We start from the raw sequence: 17,021 nt of genomic DNA on the forward strand, positions 1-17,021 counted from the left end.
TACTCATGAACCTATTATGAGTCACTAAATCACGATTTCTTGCCTTTTTACATACTCATGAACCCCTTATGAGTCACTAAATCGCGATTTCTTCCATTTTTACTTACTCATGAACCTATTATGAGTTACTAAATCGCCATTTCTCTCATTTTTACTTACTCATGAACCTATCATGAGTCACTAAATCGCGATTTCTCTCATTTTTACTTACTCATGAACCTATTATGAGTCACTATCGTTCTTTCTTGCCTTTCTACTACCTCATGAACCTATTATGGGTTAGTAGTTCAAGGATTCTTGCCTCATTGACCGCTTTTGTATCACAAAATTTCAAAAGAAAAAGAAGAGTATAAATACTCTTCTCTCTTACTTATAAGACTTAGTATTCATCATTTTACTAATTTTTTTCCACTTATCTCTTTCTTGTCTAGCTAGTGATGCATCTTGTTTACGTTCTGCATACGCTAGTTCCCTCATTAATTTACGATAGCTTGTGAGTCTTTGTTGATCTAGTTCGCCGTTTTCGATTGCCAGGTTAACTGCACATCCTGGTTCGTTTTCGTGTGTACAGTCTGAGAATTTACATGATTTAGCTAATATTTCGACATCTGTAAATGTCGAGCTTATATGCTCTTCTCCGCCCCAAAGCTGTAATTCTCGCATACCTGGTGTATCGATGACCATTCCGCCAGATGGTAGGAAAAATAATTCGCGGTGTGTAGTTGTATGTTTACCGCGATCATCACCTTCACGGACGTCCTGTGTTATTTGTATTACTTCACCGATTAACGCGTTTAATAATGTAGATTTACCGACACCAGAAGAACCAAGTAAGGAAACAGTCTTCCCTTCTGAAATGAGCTGTTTCAGTTCTTCAATCCCTTCTCCATTTGTACTGTTTACAGAATAAATCGGTACACCAAATGCAATTTCTTCAACTGCTGCAATTTTGGTTGGTAGGTCAGTGCATAAATCCTTTTTTGTTAAAACAATAATTGGATTTGCTCCACTATCATAGGCAACAAGTAAATAACGTTCTAATCTTCTTATATTAAAATCGTTATTCAATGCCATTACTAAAAACACGTAATCTATATTAGCAGCTACTATTTGTTCTTCAATTTTTTCTCCTGCAGATTGCCTTGAAAATTGACTTATTCTCGGCAATACCTTTTGAATAATTGCTTTGTTTTCACCTTTTAACGGTTCAATTACAACCCAATCTCCAACGGATGGAAAATCACTTTTTACTTTTGCCTGGAATTGAAATTTCCCAGAAACTTCACCAGTTAGTTCATTTTCTCCATCATGCAATTTATAAATTTGTCTTTGTTCAGATATAACTCTTGCAACTACAGTATTTTGATCCTTTTCTCCGAACGCTTCGTTCCAACCTAATTGTTTTAAATTCATTTTGTCCTCCAATTATATAAGGACAATAATGAAGATTTACTCCATTTTTTGTCCTCTACTATTTACCTTCTTCTGAACTAAATTAATTAACTTTCCCATATCCATCACTCCGTTTCATATATAGTACTTTTAGTATATCCAAATTTTAGAAAATCGTCCATATGAATTAATTGAATATTAAAAAAGGACGAAACATTCTATTTTCGTTTCGACATTTTTTGACAATTTCCATTCTTTTGTTTAATTAAACTTTTTTAATATTAAAGTAAAAAATTATAAAAACCCTTGAAATATTTCAAAAACTTATTATTATTTAGATATAGGTCTTTTTGTTCAGGCTGTACTAATACAGGTCAATCGACAAAGTCTAAAAATACTAATTTAATAAGAAAAATCAGTATTGCAAGATTTGTCTGACAATATAAAAAACTTTACAGAGATACGCTATTGTGTGTTATACTAAAATAGTAAATTGGTCCCAAGTTTTTTTTGCGGATCTAGATATAAATTTAGTAGCATTGTTCTGTTGAAAATAGTTAGAAATTTTTTTTAACTTAAATTGTCGAAATTTGTTGAATTCGGAAATTATTTTTTACAGTAAATTGACAGAATAGTATATGAATTGACGACAATAAATATTCATACAGAAAATTACACAGAATAGCACTTATGAGGGAGGAATTTGAATGAGCGTAGCAGCAAAACAAAACGTTTCATCAAACGAGCAAAATCAAAAAACGAAACACCCACCTGGCCTTTACTTACTTTTTGCAACTGAGGCTTGGGAGCGCTTTAGTTATTATGGAATGCGTGCACTTTTAGTTCTTTATTTAACAACTTCAGTAGTTCAAGGTGGACTTGGATTTAAAGATGCTTGGGCACTACAACTTTATGGATTATTTACTGGTCTTGTATATTTCACTCCAATCATTGGTGGTTGGATTACAGATAATTTCCTTGCAAAGCGTGCTGCTATAACACTTGGTGGTATTATTATGGCAGCTGGTAATATCGCATTATTCGGTATTCATTCTTCAACAGGTTTATATCTTGGTTTAATTTTAATGATTATCGGTAATGGTTTCTTCAAGCCAAACATTTCAACAATTGTTGGTGAACTTTATGAAGGAGATGACCCACGTCGTGATGGTGCATTCACAATCTTCTACATGGGTATCAACTTAGGTGCATTCTTTGCTCCACTTGTTACTGGTTATTTAGCACAAACTTTATTTATGTCAAAAAATGCTGCTGGTGATGATTTATTCGGTTACCGTTATGGTTTCTTAGCAGCAGCGATCGGTATGATTATTGGTCAAATTATTTTCAACTTATTAGCATCAAAATATCTTGGTGATTTAGGTACAAAACCTAATGCAAAAGTTGTGAAAGAGGGTAACAGCGCTTCAGTTAAGGATATTCCTCTTACTAAAAAAGAAAAACAACGTACAACAGTTATCTTTATCTTAGCTGCATTCGTAGTATTTTTCTGGGCTGGATTTGAACAAGCTGGTTCATCATTAACACTTTATACAGAGCGTTTCTTAGATCTTAAAGTTGGTAGCTTCAATGTACCATCTGCATGGTTCCAATCTGTTAACCCATTATTCATTATGCTTTTCGCTCCAGTTCTTTCTATGATCTGGATTAAAATGGCAAGAAATGGTAAAAACATCAGCGTTCCTGCGAAAATGGCAATGGGTCTTATCCTATTAGGTGTTGGTTTTGCATTCACAATTATGGCGGTTATGAAAACAGGTTCTGATCCAAATCATATTACTGTAAAAGCAAACATGTTATTCATGGTTATGACATATTTCTTCCATACAATTGCTGAATTAGTACTTTCACCAGTTGGTTTATCAGCAGTTTCTCGTTATGCACCTGCTAAACTTGCTTCATTATTAATGGGTGTATGGTTATCATCAAGTTTCATTGCAAACTTAGTTGGTGGACAATTAGCTGCATTTACAACAACTCTTGGTATGTTACAAGTATTCTTAGCAGTAGGTGGAGCAGCAATCGTTGCAGGCTTAATCTTACTTGCTTTATCACCAAAACTTGCAAAAATGTTAGACTAATTACAAAATTAAAAGAACTCGATCACTCGAGTTCTTTTTTTATTTCTACATTTTTATTTGCCAGTACTACCAAAACCACTTACTCGTTCTTCCCCTGCGAAATCATCATCAGCTAATAAGAACTTTTGGAAAACAGCTTGTCCAATTCTCTCACCTTTTTGTATGATAACAGGCTCCTTTGATACATTTATTAATTGCATCATGATATGGCCATCATTTGAAGGATTGCTGTAGTAGTCCGAATCAATTACCCCTACTCCATTTCCTTTCATTAAACCTTTCTTTAACGGTGTAGACGAGCGTACAAATAATGCTAAAAATTCGTCTTTTTGCATATACGCTTTTAATCCTGTACCAACAAGTTTGATCTCGTTTGGATTGATAATTGTCTCTTCAATACATTCGATATCATAACCAGCTGCATGTGTCGTTGCTCTTTTCGGAAGATTCACTCCACAATTTTCGAATCCTTTTGCTACTTCAAACCCTCTTATTTTTTCCAAAACTTTCACCCTTTTCCATTTAATCCATTTCTAGTTTAACATAGATATTTTCATAATGATAAAATTATTATAGTCCATAAAAAAAGAGACTGTCTTAAAAAACAGACAGCCTTTTACTAATTTATTGGCCAATTTTATAATAATCTTGAGTGTTATATTGTCTAAATCCACAATCTAAATATAATTTCTTCGCGTTACTATTTTCTAGCGCAACTTCTAAATGAATTTCGTTTCCAATCTCGTTTTCTTTTTGAATGGTTTGGAGTAATGCATTTTTTCCATATCCCCTACCTTGGTATTCTGGAAGTATTGCAAATCCATAAATCCAACTCTCATTCTTTTCACGAAGCAAACTCATTTTACCTATTTTTTCATCATTTACTTCTATTATAAATAAATCTCGATCTGGTTCATTTAAGATCCGTTGATTGTACTTCTCTGCATCACTATTTTCAAATCCGAAACATACAACATCTAAATTTGAAATAAATGCGAAATCTAATTGCTCTGCTTTCGTGAATTTAACGATTGGAGTAAATTCTTTTACCTCTTGGTCTTTCCAAGCCATTTGATATTCCGAAAAAGAATAGGTACAATTTTTTTGATTTCGAATAAATTCTTTTGCTGATGCTGAAGCTTCAGGTGCATTTAATAAAATGGTAGTGGTTGGAGCGATTGAATTCAGTGCTTCAGTTAACAAACTAGAAAAAATTCCTTTTCGTCGAAAATCCGGGTGAACCATACCACAGATTTCAACTTTTTCTCCAAAATAGTAAGTCGCTAAAAATCCAACTAATTGATTTTCTTCATAGTGAAAGAAATCTTCTTTTACATCTTTTCTTCGATTTCTTAACATTTCCCAGTTTAACTTTAAAGTTATTTCATCAAATTTTTCGCATGCATCTTGTAAAATGCTAATTTCGTTTAATTGTTTTTCTGAAATCAAATTTTCCACCTACTTCTTACAATATTTCTGTTATTCCCTTTAGAGTTATTCAACAAAAAAGCATTTCTTCCTTTATTTAGAAGAATGCTTTAATCGAATTAATTACTATTTATTTCCTCAAGAAGTATATCAAGTGCATTACTTTGATTCGATGATTTCATATTCGTAATGAAAAATTCCTTTTTAGTTTGAAGTTCTTCAATTGATTCTTGAAGTGATTTATTCGTTAAATCCTCTTCTTCCAACATCAATGCAAAGCCTTTTTCTTTAAAAGAATTTGCATTTAATATTTGGTCTCCCCTACTTTGATTTTTCGTTAGTGGGATGATGATCATCGGTTTATGTAACGCTAAAAACTCAAATATGGCATTTGACCCACCTCTTGTAATAATCATTTGGGATGCGGCCAGTACGTCTGCTAACTCGTCATGAACATATTCAAATTGCTTATAGCCTTGAATATTTTTTAAACTTTCATCAACATTTCCTTTACCACATAGGTGAACAATCTGATACTTTTTCGTTAGATCCTGTAATGATTCTCTAACAGTTTCATTGATTTTCTTTGCACCTAAACTTCCACCCATAATTGTTAAGATTGGGATATAGCTTTTAAAATTAAGAAATTCTAAGCCCTTTTCCCTTGAGCCATTTAATAGCTCTTTTCTTATAGGTGAACCAATTACTGTTGTTTTATTTTTTGGAAAATAATTTTTTGCTTCTTCAAATGATGTAAATATTTTGGTAGCAAAACGCTGAGAAATTTTATTTGCAAGTCCTGGTGTCATATCACTTTCATGTATAAAAATTGGAATTTTCAATGTGCTAGCAGCAATGATTACTGGTACAGAAACAAAGCCACCCTTTGAAAAAACTAAACTCGGCTTAATTTTTTTTAATACTTTTCTTGCGTCAAGACAACCTTTTATTACTCGAAACAGATCAATAATATTTTCAAAATCTATATATCGTCTTAATTTTCCGCTTGAAATCCCATAATAAGGTAATTCAATTTTATTTATTAGTTCCTTTTCAATTCCTTTTTTAGATCCAATATAATGAATATCCCAATCATTTTTATTTAACTCATTTATAATGGCGATATTTGGTGTTACATGCCCCGCAGAGCCACCACCGGTAAATACGATTCTTTTCTTAGACATATTAACTCCTATCTATTCTTTTTCAAACTAATTAACTAATCACAAATTTTCACAAAGTCCAAACTGCGACCAAAAAAGCCTACTGGAATATCGTTATCGCCCCCACTATATTAACACTCTATTTATACTCAATTTTATATCTTTATGAGCCTTCATAGCTAAAAAATGCATAATTAGGCAAAGTATTCTCTTGATAAATTCACCAAATCAGAGTGTATTTCCTCTAAAAAACAAAAATGCATTACTTCACATTGTAGAAGTAATGCATTTTTGTGTATAGACAAAGTATTTAAATTTGATTTTCAGATATGTTCTTGTATTTCATGACTGGTCTGGCTCATGTATTGGAATGGATAGACTTCGCACCAACTTCAATTAATTAGATCAATGATTTTATCTTTTATCATTAGGATCAACTTCAAACCATTCTGACATCGATAAGTTGGTAGTAGAATCCTCCCAATCATCAATTGACATATCAGAAAAATCCGTTTCTAATAATTGTTCAGAAGTCTTCTTTTGATTAGAGTCGTTTCCATGATTGTACTGTTGGTGTTGTTCTTCTTTATGATTTGTAAAATCTGATGATAATTCCGAATAATTTTTCTCATTAATACTCGTTAATCCAGTTATTATGCCGCTCGATTGACTTTCGTCCATTGTACTTGCAGAATACTGGTTTATCTCTTCTATATTTTGATTATTATACTTTTTCCTATTAGCTACTCTTGAGTTTTGTTGCTTTTCCTCGAAATGTTCATGTTCTTGATGCTCTTGTTTTTGTTGATGATCTTCATGTTCATAATGTTCTTGATGATTTTCGTGATCATGATGCTCTTGATGATTTTTATGACTTTCATTTTTAGGCTCAAAAATACTTGCTGAAAATTCCTCCACATTATGGATTAAATTTTCAGCCCAATTAGGATGATCAGGATGGTGTTCATGACTTTTGTGATGCTTGTGATGTCTGTTTTGCTCTTGATGGTCTTGATGTTCTTGATGGTCTTGATGGTCGTTATGATGCCCTTTATTATGTTCTATATCATGGTGTAAGTTTGATTCATTTTCACTGCTAATCATTGATAGAGTAGTTTTTAATTCTTTTTCTATATTAACAATTTGATGGTCAAAATTATGTAATTGCTTTTTAATTTCTTCCATATGAGATTCTATTTCATCTATTCTTTTGTTAACCTTATGCAAATTTTTTTGGTGTTCATTTTTTTTCAAATCAAATTGCTCTAATAATTTATCAAATGAAAGATCCATTTTTCTCACCTATTTCGTTTTTTAATATTATGTGTAAATCCACTGTATCCAAATCCTTTTTAATGTAAAATTTACATTAGTCGAAGTTGAAATTGTAAAATACAAAAGGGACTCCTTTTAGAAGTCCCAATTAGATTCAGTATCATTCATATAATTTAAATAAAATTTTACCAGTAATAACGACTACATCGTTCTGATTCTTTGCATTTACTTTAAAATGTAGTATGTTTTGATCAACTTTATCAAATGTTGAATTTAATGTGATGACATCATTTAGAAATACCATATTCTTAAATCTTATAGAGTAATTTTCAATAAAGCCAACTTCTAAATAATCGGAAAAAAGCTTAGCTAAATTTCCCATTGTCCACATGCCATGTGCTATAATTCCAGGTAATCCAGCTTTTTTTGCTTCCTCATCAATTGTATGAATAGGGTTATAATCACCTGATGCTCCTGCGTATTTTATTAAATCCATTCGAGATACTGGTTCAAGTATGACTGGTTTCAACGAGTCGCCAATTTGTAAATCTAATAATACTGTCATACCGTTAGCACCTTCCTAACCTCTTCAGTTATAATAACAACTGATTTAGTAGTAAAAATAACATTGCCAGCTTGATCTTCTCCGATATCTGACAGTACTAGAAACCCCATAAAGCCATGCCCACCACGTTTTTCATAATAGTCCTTAATCTCTGTATAACAATAAATGGTTTCACCAACTAAAAGTGGCCTTTTATATTCAAATGTTTGCTCACCATGAATTAGACCAACATTTGGTAGGTTAAAATTCTCTATTTTTCCATAGTCAAATACTCTAGGAAATGTCGTCGGAGCAATATTTTGTCCATATCTAGATTGTTTTCCATATTCTTCGTCAACATAAATTGGATGTAAATCCCCAATTGCTTCGGCAAATTTTTTTACAGCACCGCGTTCTACAGTATTTTTTACTGATTTAGAGCGTTTACCAATAAACGATTTAAACATTTCATCCACCTCAATTTTTTAAGCTTTAGGTCCACCTGCAACATATAAAACTTGCCCATTTACATAAGAAGACTTTTCGTCAGCAAAGAATGCAACTGCATTTGCAATATCCTCTGGTTTACCTGTTCTGCCGGCTGGTATTTGGCTTAAACTTGCCTCAACTAGTTGTTCAAACGTAATACCGATGCGATTTGCTGTTTCTTTCGTCATTTCAGTTTCAATAAACCCTGGTGCCACAGCGTTAGATGTGATTCCATATTTACCAAGTTCAATTGCAAGTGTTTTCGTTAGACCTTGTAAACCAGCCTTTGCAGTTGCATAGTTTGATTGTCCACGATTGCCAAGTGCAGATGTTGAAGAAATATTAATGATTCTTCCATATTTTTGTTTAACCATATAGGTTTGTGCAGCACGTACAACATTAAATGAACCTTTCAAGTGAACATCCATAACAGTATCCCAATCTGAGTCTGTCATTTTAAATAATAAATTATCGCGAATAACACCTGCGTTATTGACTACAATATCTAATGAACCAAATGTATCATGAACCTCTTTCATAGCAGTTTCAACTTCATTGGAATTAGTAACGTTTGCAACTTTCGTGTATATTTCATATTGCTTAAATTCTGAAGCAGTTTGTAATAGTGCTTCTTCATTCACATCAATAATCGCTACTTTCGCTCCTTCTTTTGCAAATAATTCTACGATTCCCTTTCCGATACCTCGACTACCACCAGTAATAAAGGCTACTCTGCCTTCAAATCTTCCAGCCATTTCACTTCTCTCCCATCTTTTAAACGTACTGTCCTAATTTAACATGTCCTTTTAGTAAATTACGTGAAATGATTAAGCGTTGAATTTCATCCGTACCGTCGTATATTCTCCATAATCTTGCTTCACGGTACCATCTTTCAATAGGAAGTTCTTTTGTATACCCTATTCCACCATGTATTTGAAGTACGCGGTCAACAACTCGATTTCCCATATTCGAACCATATAGTTTTGCCATTGATGCTAAATGTCGATTGTCTTCTCCTTGATCGAGTGTATATGCGGCATTTAATACAAGCCATTTGGCAGCTTCTATTTCAACAGCAGAATCCGCTATTTGCCATTGAATAGCTTGTCGTTCGGCAATTGGTTTTCCGAATGTTTCTCTTTCTTTTGAATAGTCAATGGCCATTTGTAATAAACGTTCAGCAGCTCCAACTGCTGTGGCCCCTACAATCCATCGTGCAAATCCGATCCATTCAAGTCCTAAATTATAGCCACCATTTAATTCACCCAAAATATTTTCTTCAGGCACACGGACATTATCAAATACTAAACCAGCTGGTCCCCATTCGCCCATTGTATGGATAAATTCAGACCTCCACCCCATGTCCCGGTCGACTATAAAACAAGTTACACCTTCTCTTCCACCCGTTTTTTGATGTCTTTCTTTATCCGTTATTGCAATGACCATTACAAAATCTGCTTCGTTTCCACCTGTAATAAATGTTTTTTCACCGTTTAATATCCATTCATTCCCATCCTTTACAGCGGTCATTTTAATGTTTTGAGTATCAGAGCCAGCATTAGGTTCCGTCATGGCAAAGCATGATTTTTTTTCTCCATTTATTGTAGGAATAAGGTATTTCTTTTTTTGTTCTTCGTTACAATAAAACAAAATATTATCCGCATAACCACCAAATTTGAAAGGAACGAATGTTTTTGAAATTTCCATATAAATAATTGCTAACATCATTTGGCCTAAATCAGCACCACCATATTCAGTAGGTGTATTAATTCCCCAGAAACCAGCTTTTTTTGCTTTTAATTGTAGTTCCTTTTCAACCGCGGGATCTAAGCTTGGTCTGCCCTCACGTTCATTTCTAAGTACTTCATTCTCTAAAGGGATTAATTCTTTTTCAACAAATTTTCGAATTGTTTTTTGAATCATTTTTTGTTCGTCAGTCAGGCGTAAATGCATTTAAATTTCCCCCGTTTCATCTGATCAAATCTTTTCATATCAAAAATTCATTATGTTCTCGGCTCTAAAATCACTTTTCCAACAGTTTTCCTTGATTGCAATATCGTATGGACATTGGCAGCTTCACTTAATGGAAATACTTCTCCAATCGTGATCGTTAATTTCCCTTCAGCTAAATAAGTAAATAACTCTTCTAAGCTTTGTTTAATTAATGCCTTTTTTCTCAAAAGTGGTGGTAAGAAAAACCCAATTACTGATTGATTTTTTGCCATTAGAGAGGATGGGTAAAACTTACTTTGCTGGCCACTTGCTACACCATAAATAACTAATCTTCCGAAATAAGCTAAGCAATCTAACGTTTTATAAAAAACATCGCCTCCAGCCATCTCTAAGGCAACATCTACACCTTTTCCATTTGTAGCTTCAAGTACTTTTTGTTCCCAGCCTGCTTCTGTATAATTGATTAATACATCTGCGCCCATCTCTTTTGCTAGCTGTAATTTTTCGGCTGTACTTGCTGTAGCGATTACTTTACCTGCTCCAAAAAGCTTCGCTAATTGCACAGCTAAAGTACCTAGACCACCTGCTGCCGCATGAACTAAAACGGTTTCTCCTGGTTCTAACATACCCATCGTTTTTAAGATATGGTAAGCACTTAATCCTTGGACGGGTAATGCAGCGGCTATTTTAAAATCCATTCCGTTCGGTAAAGGAATAATTGAACGCTCATCTGTCAGAGCAAAGTCTGAGTATCCACCACATTCCAACATTGAAACTACTCGATCACCAATCTTTACTGAAGTAACTTCGTCTCCAATTTCCACTACGACTCCTGCAACTTCAGCACCAGGTACATACGGCAAAGTAGTTTTAACTACATATTGATTTTCTCTTCGCGCTGTATCAGCATAATTGACACCTGCTGCATGCACTTCAATTAATACTTCTTTCCCCTTTGGAACTGGTCTTTCAAGTTCGACCTTCTCTAATACCTCAGGACCACCAAATTGTTTAAATTGAATTGATTGCATCGTAAACTTCCTTTCAGTTTTTTATTTACCAGTAAAAATCGCTTTTCTTTTTTCTTTAAATGCTAAAACACCTTCTTGATGGTCTTCAGTTGCTACCATTAGTGGCTGAGTAATTCTTTCAAGTTCTAGCATTTCATCTAAAGTTGATGTAAAAGATTGATTAATTAGTTTTTTCATCATACCATTTGCTTTACCAGGACCTGCGGCTATTTTATTTGCAAATTTTACTGTTTCTTCAGCTAAGTTTTCAGCTGGTACGAGTGCGTTAATCATACCAAGCTGATACATTCTTTCAGCAGGAACTGGCTCTGCAGTAAAGAAAAACTGTTTTGCTAAATATGGACCGATTAACCTTGGTAGGAAATAAGAACCGCCTCCATCAGAGATTAATCCAACTTGAGAGAAGCTTAAAGCAAATTTACTATCTTCTGCTGCAATGATTAAATCACATGCTAAAGCCAAGTTAAAACCAGCACCAGCTGCAAAACCATGAACTGAAGCTATTACAGGCTTTTCGATTTCACGAATCGTTTTAATAACTGTATTTAGGATTCCTATATGCTCATATACTGCATTTGGAGTGACGTTTCCCATCGTTTTTACATCTCCACCAGCTGAAAATGAACGACCTGCACCATTTAGTACAATTGCTTTAATTTCCGGATTCAGTTTTGCTTGATTAAGCGCTTCAGTAATACCATTTAACATTTCATAACTAAAAGAATTTAAGCTTTCAGGCCTATTTAGTGTTAAAGTTAAAATCCGCTCATTAATTTCTACTAATAAATGTTGTTTACTCATTTATTACACTCCTTTTATATGAATCTATTTAACTGCTAGATCATTGGCAATCTTTATCAGATTTTCAGCAAATTGGTTAAATTTTGTAAATCGCTGATCACTTGTTTGTCCAGCTTTAAATCGATAGAAGATTTGTTGAACAATTACTGCTAATTTAAAATAGGCGAATGCCATATAGTAATTAATATTTGATAAATCTCTGCCACTTTTCTTTGCGTAGCCTTCAATAAATTGATTCCTTGTAATAAATCCTTCTTGAATCGTAACAGGTGGTTTACCTAAGCCAAATTTTAATAAATCAGGATCATCATTTTGAATCCAATAGCATAAAGCAACACCTAAATCAGCTAATGGATCACCAATTGTTGCCATTTCCCAATCAAATAGTCCAATCATTTCTTTTAAATCGTGACTAAACATCGAATTATTCAATTTGAAATCATAATGAATAATTGATGACTGATGATTTTTTGGTACATTATTGATTAACCAACTCATTAGTCGATCAACTTCGGCAATTTCACTAGTCTTTGCCCTGTTATACCGTCCAATCCAGCCGTTTACTTGTCTTTCCATAAAATTCTCAGGTTTTGTTATTTCTAGGAGTTTTGTTTTTGTATAATCAATGGAGTGTAACTCAACCAGCTTATTTACCATTACAGTAGATAATTTTTTACGATCTTCAATTGTTACGTTTAAATGTGGAGGAAATGATGAGTCAAATACTTCACCATTTTTTCTTTCCATAATGAAAAATGGACTACCTACAATTACATCATTTTCTGAATATAAAATTGGCTTAGGAGCAGCCGAAAAGTGAGGATGAATTTCTGATAAAATACGAAATTCTCTTTTCATATCGTGTGCTTTTGGAGCAACTGGGCCAAGTGGCGGCCGTCTTAACACCACTTCCCATTCTCCAATTTTTAGTAAATAGGTTAAGTTTGAATGACCCGATGAGAACTGACGAATCGCTAATTCTCCATCTGGTAGTTCCTCAATATTTTTTGCTAAAAATTTATGTAAAACATGAGGATTTAACTCTTCACCTTTGCGAACTTGAATCGTTTCCAATTCGATCTTTTCAGCCATATTACCCCTCCTTCACTTTAGAAAATTCAGTTTATTTAATAACTAAATGCCTTTCTAACTGTTCTTTAAATAACTCAGGAAGTACTTCGCTACGCTGTTCTTTAAAATTAAAAAATACGATGATCGCATTACCTGTAGCAATCATTTGCTTTGTCTCTTCACAACAAATTTCATGTTCGAGATGAAAGCTTTTGTTTCCTATTTTTGAAATATAGGTTGATACTGATAATTTTTGATTGAAGTGACCTTGATTCACAAAATCACATTTTGTTGACGCTAGAATAAACTTCCAATCATCTAGATTCATTGAATAGCCAAGCGATTGGAAGAATTTAATTCGCGCTTCTTCTAAATAAATAAAGTAACTAGTATTGTTAATATGACCTAATGCATCGGTTTCACAAAATCTAGGGGTAACGGTGAATTTTTCCATAAAACTACCTACCTTTATCAATTATTTACCAATACTAACTGGTCGGTATGTAAAGGAGAAGGAGACAAAAGATTACTCCTCTACTTTAATCCCTTTTAAGATCATATCTTGGAATGACTTCGCTATTTCAAATGCATTTTTTTGTCCTTCTGCGTTATACCATTCATAACTCCAGTTCATAACACCTAAAATACCAAATGAAACGATTGGTACGTCTAAATCTGATCTTAAATCACCATTTTTAATTCCTTCATTAAGAAGTTTCTCAATATTAAATCTGTATAAATCCCTTTTGGCTTTAATTTCTGTTAAACTTTCAGGATTTAAATGTCTCATTTCACGATAAAACACTTTTGCACTTGGACCTTGCTTTTTAATGTCCATTAAACTTAAATAAATGACTTCAAATAGCTTATCTGAAAAGCTTTTCTTTGAATCATTAATAACTTCTTCCTGCTCATTTAATACTTCATCAATAAATTGAAGGTGAATTTCCATAAGAAGCTGTTCTTTGCTTGTATAATAGTAGTAAAAAGTTCCTTTTGTCACTCCGATCGATTCGACGATATCTTGAATGGATGTACTCGTAAATCCTTTTTTATCAAATAGCTGTATAGAGTGTTCCTTTATTTTTTGTTTCATTAGATGTCCTCGCAATCTTAAAAATTCAATAGAATTATATCATAGTACAAGGAAGGTTTTATCAAAATTCAATTTATTAATGTTTATAAATAAGTATGTGTGGTTGATGTCCACTGCAGGATGCTCGCTTTTTTTGTGTAGCGAGATTCTTGAGCTTCCTCGTCAAGTTCGTTCCTGGGGGTTTCAGTCTTCCAACATATCCCACAGGAGACCGTTCTTTCAATTACCCTTGATAGATAGAGCTTTCCTCTTCTCTAATTGCCCTTCTTAATATTTTGCCAACATTCGTTTTCGGTAGTTCGTTTCGGAATTCGATTATTCGAGGAACTTTATAGGTCGCTAAATGATTTTTACAGTATTCCTTCATTTCTTCTATAGTAAGATATTTATCTTCTTTAAGGACTATCACTGCTTTTACTGTTTCACCTCTATAGGAGTCGGGTACCCCTATTACTACAGCCTCTTTTACGTATGGATGCTCATAAATTACCTCTTCAATTTCACGAGGATATACATTAAAGCCACTTGCGATAATCATATCCTTTTTTCGATCTAGAATCGAGACGTAACCATCTTCATCGACGCTCGCAATATCACCAGTATATAACCATCCATCTCTGATTGTATTTGCAGTTTCTTCTGGCAAATTCCAATAGCCTTTCATTACTTGAGGACCTTTAATGATTAATTCACCAATTTCTCCTACTGGAACTTCGTCTAATCCGGTAGCTATGTCAACAATTTTTGAATCAGTAGATGGATAAGGGATTCCCACAGTACCAGGCTTTCTTGCTGCAAATGCAGGATTACTATGAGTCGTTGGGGACGCTTCAGATAATCCATATCCTTCTAGAATAGTAGCACCTGTCTTTGTTTCGAATTGCTTCATTAGTTCTACTGGCATCGGTGCACTGCCACTATTGCAAAGCTTAATTGCATCGATCCCATATTTTTCAGAATCAGGATGGTTAATTAATGCAACATACATTGTTGGGACGCCTGGAAATAGCGTAGGTTGTTCATTTTTTATCGTATTTAAAACTTCTTCAATTTCAAAACGTGGTAAGATGATCATTTCGTTTGCCATGAAAACACTTAAATTAATACATACGGTCATTCCATAAACATGGAAAAACGGAATGATGGATAAGACCCGCTCACAACCAGGATTGAATGCACCTTTAAAAAATTCACCTTGCTGCATTATATTTGCATATAGATTTCGGTGGGTTAGCATTACTCCTTTTGAACGTCCAGTTGTTCCACCCGTATATTGAAGAATTGCCACATCTTCATGAGAATCAATCGTAACTGGCTTTATTTCTTGATTTCCGCTTTGCAAAAAGTTTCCAAATGATATGGCTTCTTCATAATTTTCTTCTATACCCGTTAAATTTACTACGATAATCTTCTGTAATTTTGTTTCTTTACTTAACGTTTTGACGATTGGGTACAAACTGTTTAATACGACAATCGTTTCAGCTCCTGAGTCAATTAATAATTCTTTTAGCTCTCTTTCAACTGACATTGGATTTACTTGGGTTACGATTCCGCCTACAGTTAGAATGCCATAATATGAAATTACATATTGTGGACAATTTGGAAGCATGATTGCTACACGATCACCTTTTTGAATACCATTTTTTTGTAAAGCAGAAGCAAATCTCTTTACCGCCGACTGTACTTCTTTATAAGTATTTTTTTTACCATAAAATGATAGACAAGAATGATTAGGATAGTTTTCTGCAGTTTCATTAAACATTTCTGGAATTGATTTTGTCGGAATTGATAGTTCTTTTGCAATATATTCAGGATAGTGAGCTAACCAAACTTTATTTGTTGACATACATAACTCTCCATTTCTGATCATGAATATTGTTTTAAACAACTTTTCAAACCTAATAGATTAGAATATTAATCCTCCACCATCAACCGATAACGTTGCTCCAGTCACGAATGATGCTTCATCAGATGCTAAAAATAGTGCAACTGATGCAATTTCATCTGGAGTCCCTATTCTACCAAGTGCATTTGCACGGGATAAAATCGGCCACTTTCTTTCATCATTTTTCCATTCTTTAATAATATTAGTATCAATTATTCCTGGAGCAATTGCATTTACTCGAATATTATATTTTCCGTACTCTAATGCTGCATTTTGCGTTAATAATACTACTCCACCTTTAGAAGCATTGTAAGCACTAACATATTTCCTTCCTTTTAAACCTAGTAAACTAGCTGTATTGATAATCACACCATTGCCAGATTTTTTAAGCTCTGGAATTGCATATTTTATACCTAAAAATACACTTTTCAGATTAATATCGATTACTTGATCCCATTCCTCTTCTGCTAAATCTACACTTCTTACTTCGGAGTTCCCAATTCCAGCATTGTTAAACAAAATATCTATGCTACCAAAATGTTCAACAGCTTGCTTCATCAAATTTTGGATGCTTTTGCTTTCAGCAACATTCGTTTTAACGAAAATAGCTTCTGGATTTTGTTCTTTTATTACACCTAGTGTTTCTTCACCAGTAACTTCATTAATGTCTGCTAAAACAATTTTTGCTCCCTCATTTGCGAAGCGGATAGCAGTTGCACGCCCGATACCACTACCTCCGCCGGTAATAACTGCGACTTTATCTTTTAGTCTCATATCGATCCTCTCTCAAT

The 17,021-nt window shown here is 33.7% G+C and carries 17 protein-coding genes; 1 reads left to right on the top strand and 16 read right to left on the bottom strand.

The genetic code is table 11. The annotated features are described in order from the left end of the window. Positions 1 to 366 precede the first annotated feature (366 nt). Positions 367 to 1,413 (bottom strand): ribosome small subunit-dependent GTPase A, encoded by a 1,047-nt coding sequence (gene rsgA / locus BM319_RS04840; protein ID WP_069032428.1) that lies wholly within the window; start codon positions 1,411 to 1,413, stop codon positions 367 to 369. Between the two features lie 686 nt (positions 1,414 to 2,099). On the opposite strand from rsgA, the gene BM319_RS04845 reads away from it, so the two are divergent. After that, complete coding sequence (locus BM319_RS04845; RefSeq protein ID WP_069032427.1) at positions 2,100 to 3,494, top strand: peptide MFS transporter; 1,395 nt, start codon at positions 2,100 to 2,102, stop codon at positions 3,492 to 3,494. Between the two features lie 53 nt (positions 3,495 to 3,547). On the opposite strand, the gene BM319_RS04850 is transcribed toward BM319_RS04845, so the two are convergent. The 15 genes from BM319_RS04850 to BM319_RS04920 form a co-directional block, all read right to left on the bottom strand. Next, the gene (locus BM319_RS04850; protein WP_069032426.1) at positions 3,548 to 3,997 is read right to left on the bottom strand and encodes a dCTP deaminase domain-containing protein; all 450 of its coding nucleotides are present in this window, start codon (positions 3,995 to 3,997) and stop codon (positions 3,548 to 3,550) included. 121 nt (positions 3,998 to 4,118) lie between these two features. Continuing rightward, positions 4,119 to 4,943, bottom strand: coding sequence for a GNAT family N-acetyltransferase (locus BM319_RS04855; RefSeq protein WP_069032425.1), 825 nt, complete (start codon positions 4,941 to 4,943; stop codon positions 4,119 to 4,121). A gap of 98 nt (positions 4,944 to 5,041) precedes the next feature. Next, positions 5,042 to 6,106, bottom strand: a complete 1,065-nt coding sequence (gene murG / locus BM319_RS04860) for an undecaprenyldiphospho-muramoylpentapeptide beta-N-acetylglucosaminyltransferase (RefSeq protein WP_069032424.1) — start codon at positions 6,104 to 6,106, stop codon at positions 5,042 to 5,044. Between the two features lie 393 nt (positions 6,107 to 6,499). Then, positions 6,500 to 7,378, bottom strand: a complete 879-nt coding sequence (locus BM319_RS04865; RefSeq protein ID WP_091021425.1) for a hypothetical protein — start codon at positions 7,376 to 7,378, stop codon at positions 6,500 to 6,502. 142 nt (positions 7,379 to 7,520) lie between these two features. After that, positions 7,521 to 7,925: a MaoC/PaaZ C-terminal domain-containing protein gene (locus BM319_RS04870; protein ID WP_091021426.1), complete on the bottom strand. Its 405-nt coding sequence runs from the start codon at positions 7,923 to 7,925 to the stop codon at positions 7,521 to 7,523. Continuing rightward, on the bottom strand, positions 7,922 to 8,371 hold the full coding sequence (locus tag BM319_RS04875) for a MaoC family dehydratase N-terminal domain-containing protein (protein ID WP_091021427.1): 450 nt from the start codon (positions 8,369 to 8,371) through the stop codon (positions 7,922 to 7,924). The genes BM319_RS04870 and BM319_RS04875 overlap by 4 nt, the downstream gene beginning before the upstream one ends. A gap of 18 nt (positions 8,372 to 8,389) precedes the next feature. Further along, on the bottom strand, positions 8,390 to 9,148 hold the full coding sequence (gene fabG, locus BM319_RS04880; RefSeq protein ID WP_091021429.1) for a 3-oxoacyl-ACP reductase FabG: 759 nt from the start codon (positions 9,146 to 9,148) through the stop codon (positions 8,390 to 8,392). A gap of 19 nt (positions 9,149 to 9,167) precedes the next feature. Continuing rightward, positions 9,168 to 10,346: an acyl-CoA dehydrogenase family protein gene (locus BM319_RS04885; RefSeq protein ID WP_091021430.1), complete on the bottom strand. Its 1,179-nt coding sequence runs from the start codon at positions 10,344 to 10,346 to the stop codon at positions 9,168 to 9,170. 50 nt (positions 10,347 to 10,396) lie between these two features. Further along, positions 10,397 to 11,377, bottom strand: a complete 981-nt coding sequence (locus BM319_RS04890) for a quinone oxidoreductase family protein (RefSeq protein ID WP_091021432.1) — start codon at positions 11,375 to 11,377, stop codon at positions 10,397 to 10,399. 21 nt (positions 11,378 to 11,398) lie between these two features. After that, a complete protein-coding gene (locus BM319_RS04895; RefSeq protein WP_091021434.1) occupies positions 11,399 to 12,178 on the bottom strand; it encodes an enoyl-CoA hydratase/isomerase family protein in 780 nt (259 codons plus the stop codon). A gap of 24 nt (positions 12,179 to 12,202) precedes the next feature. Continuing rightward, positions 12,203 to 13,270 carry a phosphotransferase family protein gene (locus BM319_RS04900; RefSeq protein ID WP_091021436.1) on the bottom strand — a complete coding sequence of 356 codons (1,068 nt, stop codon included), beginning with the start codon at positions 13,268 to 13,270 and terminating at the stop codon, positions 12,203 to 12,205. Positions 13,271 to 13,301: 31 nt separating this feature from the next. Beyond that, the gene (locus tag BM319_RS04905) at positions 13,302 to 13,703 is read right to left on the bottom strand and encodes an acyl-CoA thioesterase (RefSeq protein WP_091021438.1); all 402 of its coding nucleotides are present in this window, start codon (positions 13,701 to 13,703) and stop codon (positions 13,302 to 13,304) included. Positions 13,704 to 13,775: 72 nt separating this feature from the next. Further along, entirely contained in the window at positions 13,776 to 14,345 is a 570-nt protein-coding gene (locus BM319_RS04910) for a TetR/AcrR family transcriptional regulator (protein WP_069032414.1), read from the bottom strand. 223 nt (positions 14,346 to 14,568) lie between these two features. Continuing rightward, entirely contained in the window at positions 14,569 to 16,191 is a 1,623-nt protein-coding gene (locus BM319_RS04915) for a long-chain-fatty-acid--CoA ligase (protein WP_091021440.1), read from the bottom strand. 60 nt (positions 16,192 to 16,251) lie between these two features. Then, positions 16,252 to 17,004 (bottom strand): SDR family NAD(P)-dependent oxidoreductase, encoded by a 753-nt coding sequence (locus BM319_RS04920; RefSeq protein ID WP_091021442.1) that lies wholly within the window; start codon positions 17,002 to 17,004, stop codon positions 16,252 to 16,254. Positions 17,005 to 17,021: the final 17 nt, after the last annotated feature.

The organism is Bacillus sp. UNCCL81 (genome assembly GCF_900112535.1).
Taxonomy (GTDB): Bacteria; Bacillota; Bacilli; order Bacillales; family Bacillaceae_G; genus Gottfriedia; species Gottfriedia luciferensis_B.

Excerpts from the sequence above, each read along its gene's own strand:
- rsgA (WP_069032428.1), bottom strand. The coding sequence starts at position 1,413 with ATGAATTTAAAACAATTAGGTTGGAACGAAGCGTTCGGAGAAAAGGAT.
- BM319_RS04845 (WP_069032427.1), top strand. The coding sequence starts at position 2,100 with ATGAGCGTAGCAGCAAAACAAAACGTTTCATCAAACGAGCAAAATCAA.
- murG (WP_069032424.1), bottom strand. The coding sequence starts at position 6,106 with ATGTCTAAGAAAAGAATCGTATTTACCGGTGGTGGCTCTGCGGGGCAT.
- BM319_RS04865 (WP_091021425.1), bottom strand. The coding sequence starts at position 7,378 with ATGGATCTTTCATTTGATAAATTATTAGAGCAATTTGATTTGAAAAAA.
- BM319_RS04870 (WP_091021426.1), bottom strand. The coding sequence starts at position 7,925 with ATGACAGTATTATTAGATTTACAAATTGGCGACTCGTTGAAACCAGTC.
- BM319_RS04875 (WP_091021427.1), bottom strand. The coding sequence starts at position 8,371 with ATGTTTAAATCGTTTATTGGTAAACGCTCTAAATCAGTAAAAAATACT.
- fabG (WP_091021429.1), bottom strand. The coding sequence starts at position 9,148 with ATGGCTGGAAGATTTGAAGGCAGAGTAGCCTTTATTACTGGTGGTAGT.
- BM319_RS04885 (WP_091021430.1), bottom strand. The coding sequence starts at position 10,346 with ATGCATTTACGCCTGACTGACGAACAAAAAATGATTCAAAAAACAATT.
- BM319_RS04890 (WP_091021432.1), bottom strand. The coding sequence starts at position 11,377 with ATGCAATCAATTCAATTTAAACAATTTGGTGGTCCTGAGGTATTAGAG.
- BM319_RS04895 (WP_091021434.1), bottom strand. The coding sequence starts at position 12,178 with ATGAGTAAACAACATTTATTAGTAGAAATTAATGAGCGGATTTTAACT.
- BM319_RS04900 (WP_091021436.1), bottom strand. The coding sequence starts at position 13,270 with ATGGCTGAAAAGATCGAATTGGAAACGATTCAAGTTCGCAAAGGTGAA.
- BM319_RS04905 (WP_091021438.1), bottom strand. The coding sequence starts at position 13,703 with ATGGAAAAATTCACCGTTACCCCTAGATTTTGTGAAACCGATGCATTA.
- BM319_RS04910 (WP_069032414.1), bottom strand. The coding sequence starts at position 14,345 with ATGAAACAAAAAATAAAGGAACACTCTATACAGCTATTTGATAAAAAA.
- BM319_RS04915 (WP_091021440.1), bottom strand. The coding sequence starts at position 16,191 with ATGTCAACAAATAAAGTTTGGTTAGCTCACTATCCTGAATATATTGCA.
- BM319_RS04920 (WP_091021442.1), bottom strand. The coding sequence starts at position 17,004 with ATGAGACTAAAAGATAAAGTCGCAGTTATTACCGGCGGAGGTAGTGGT.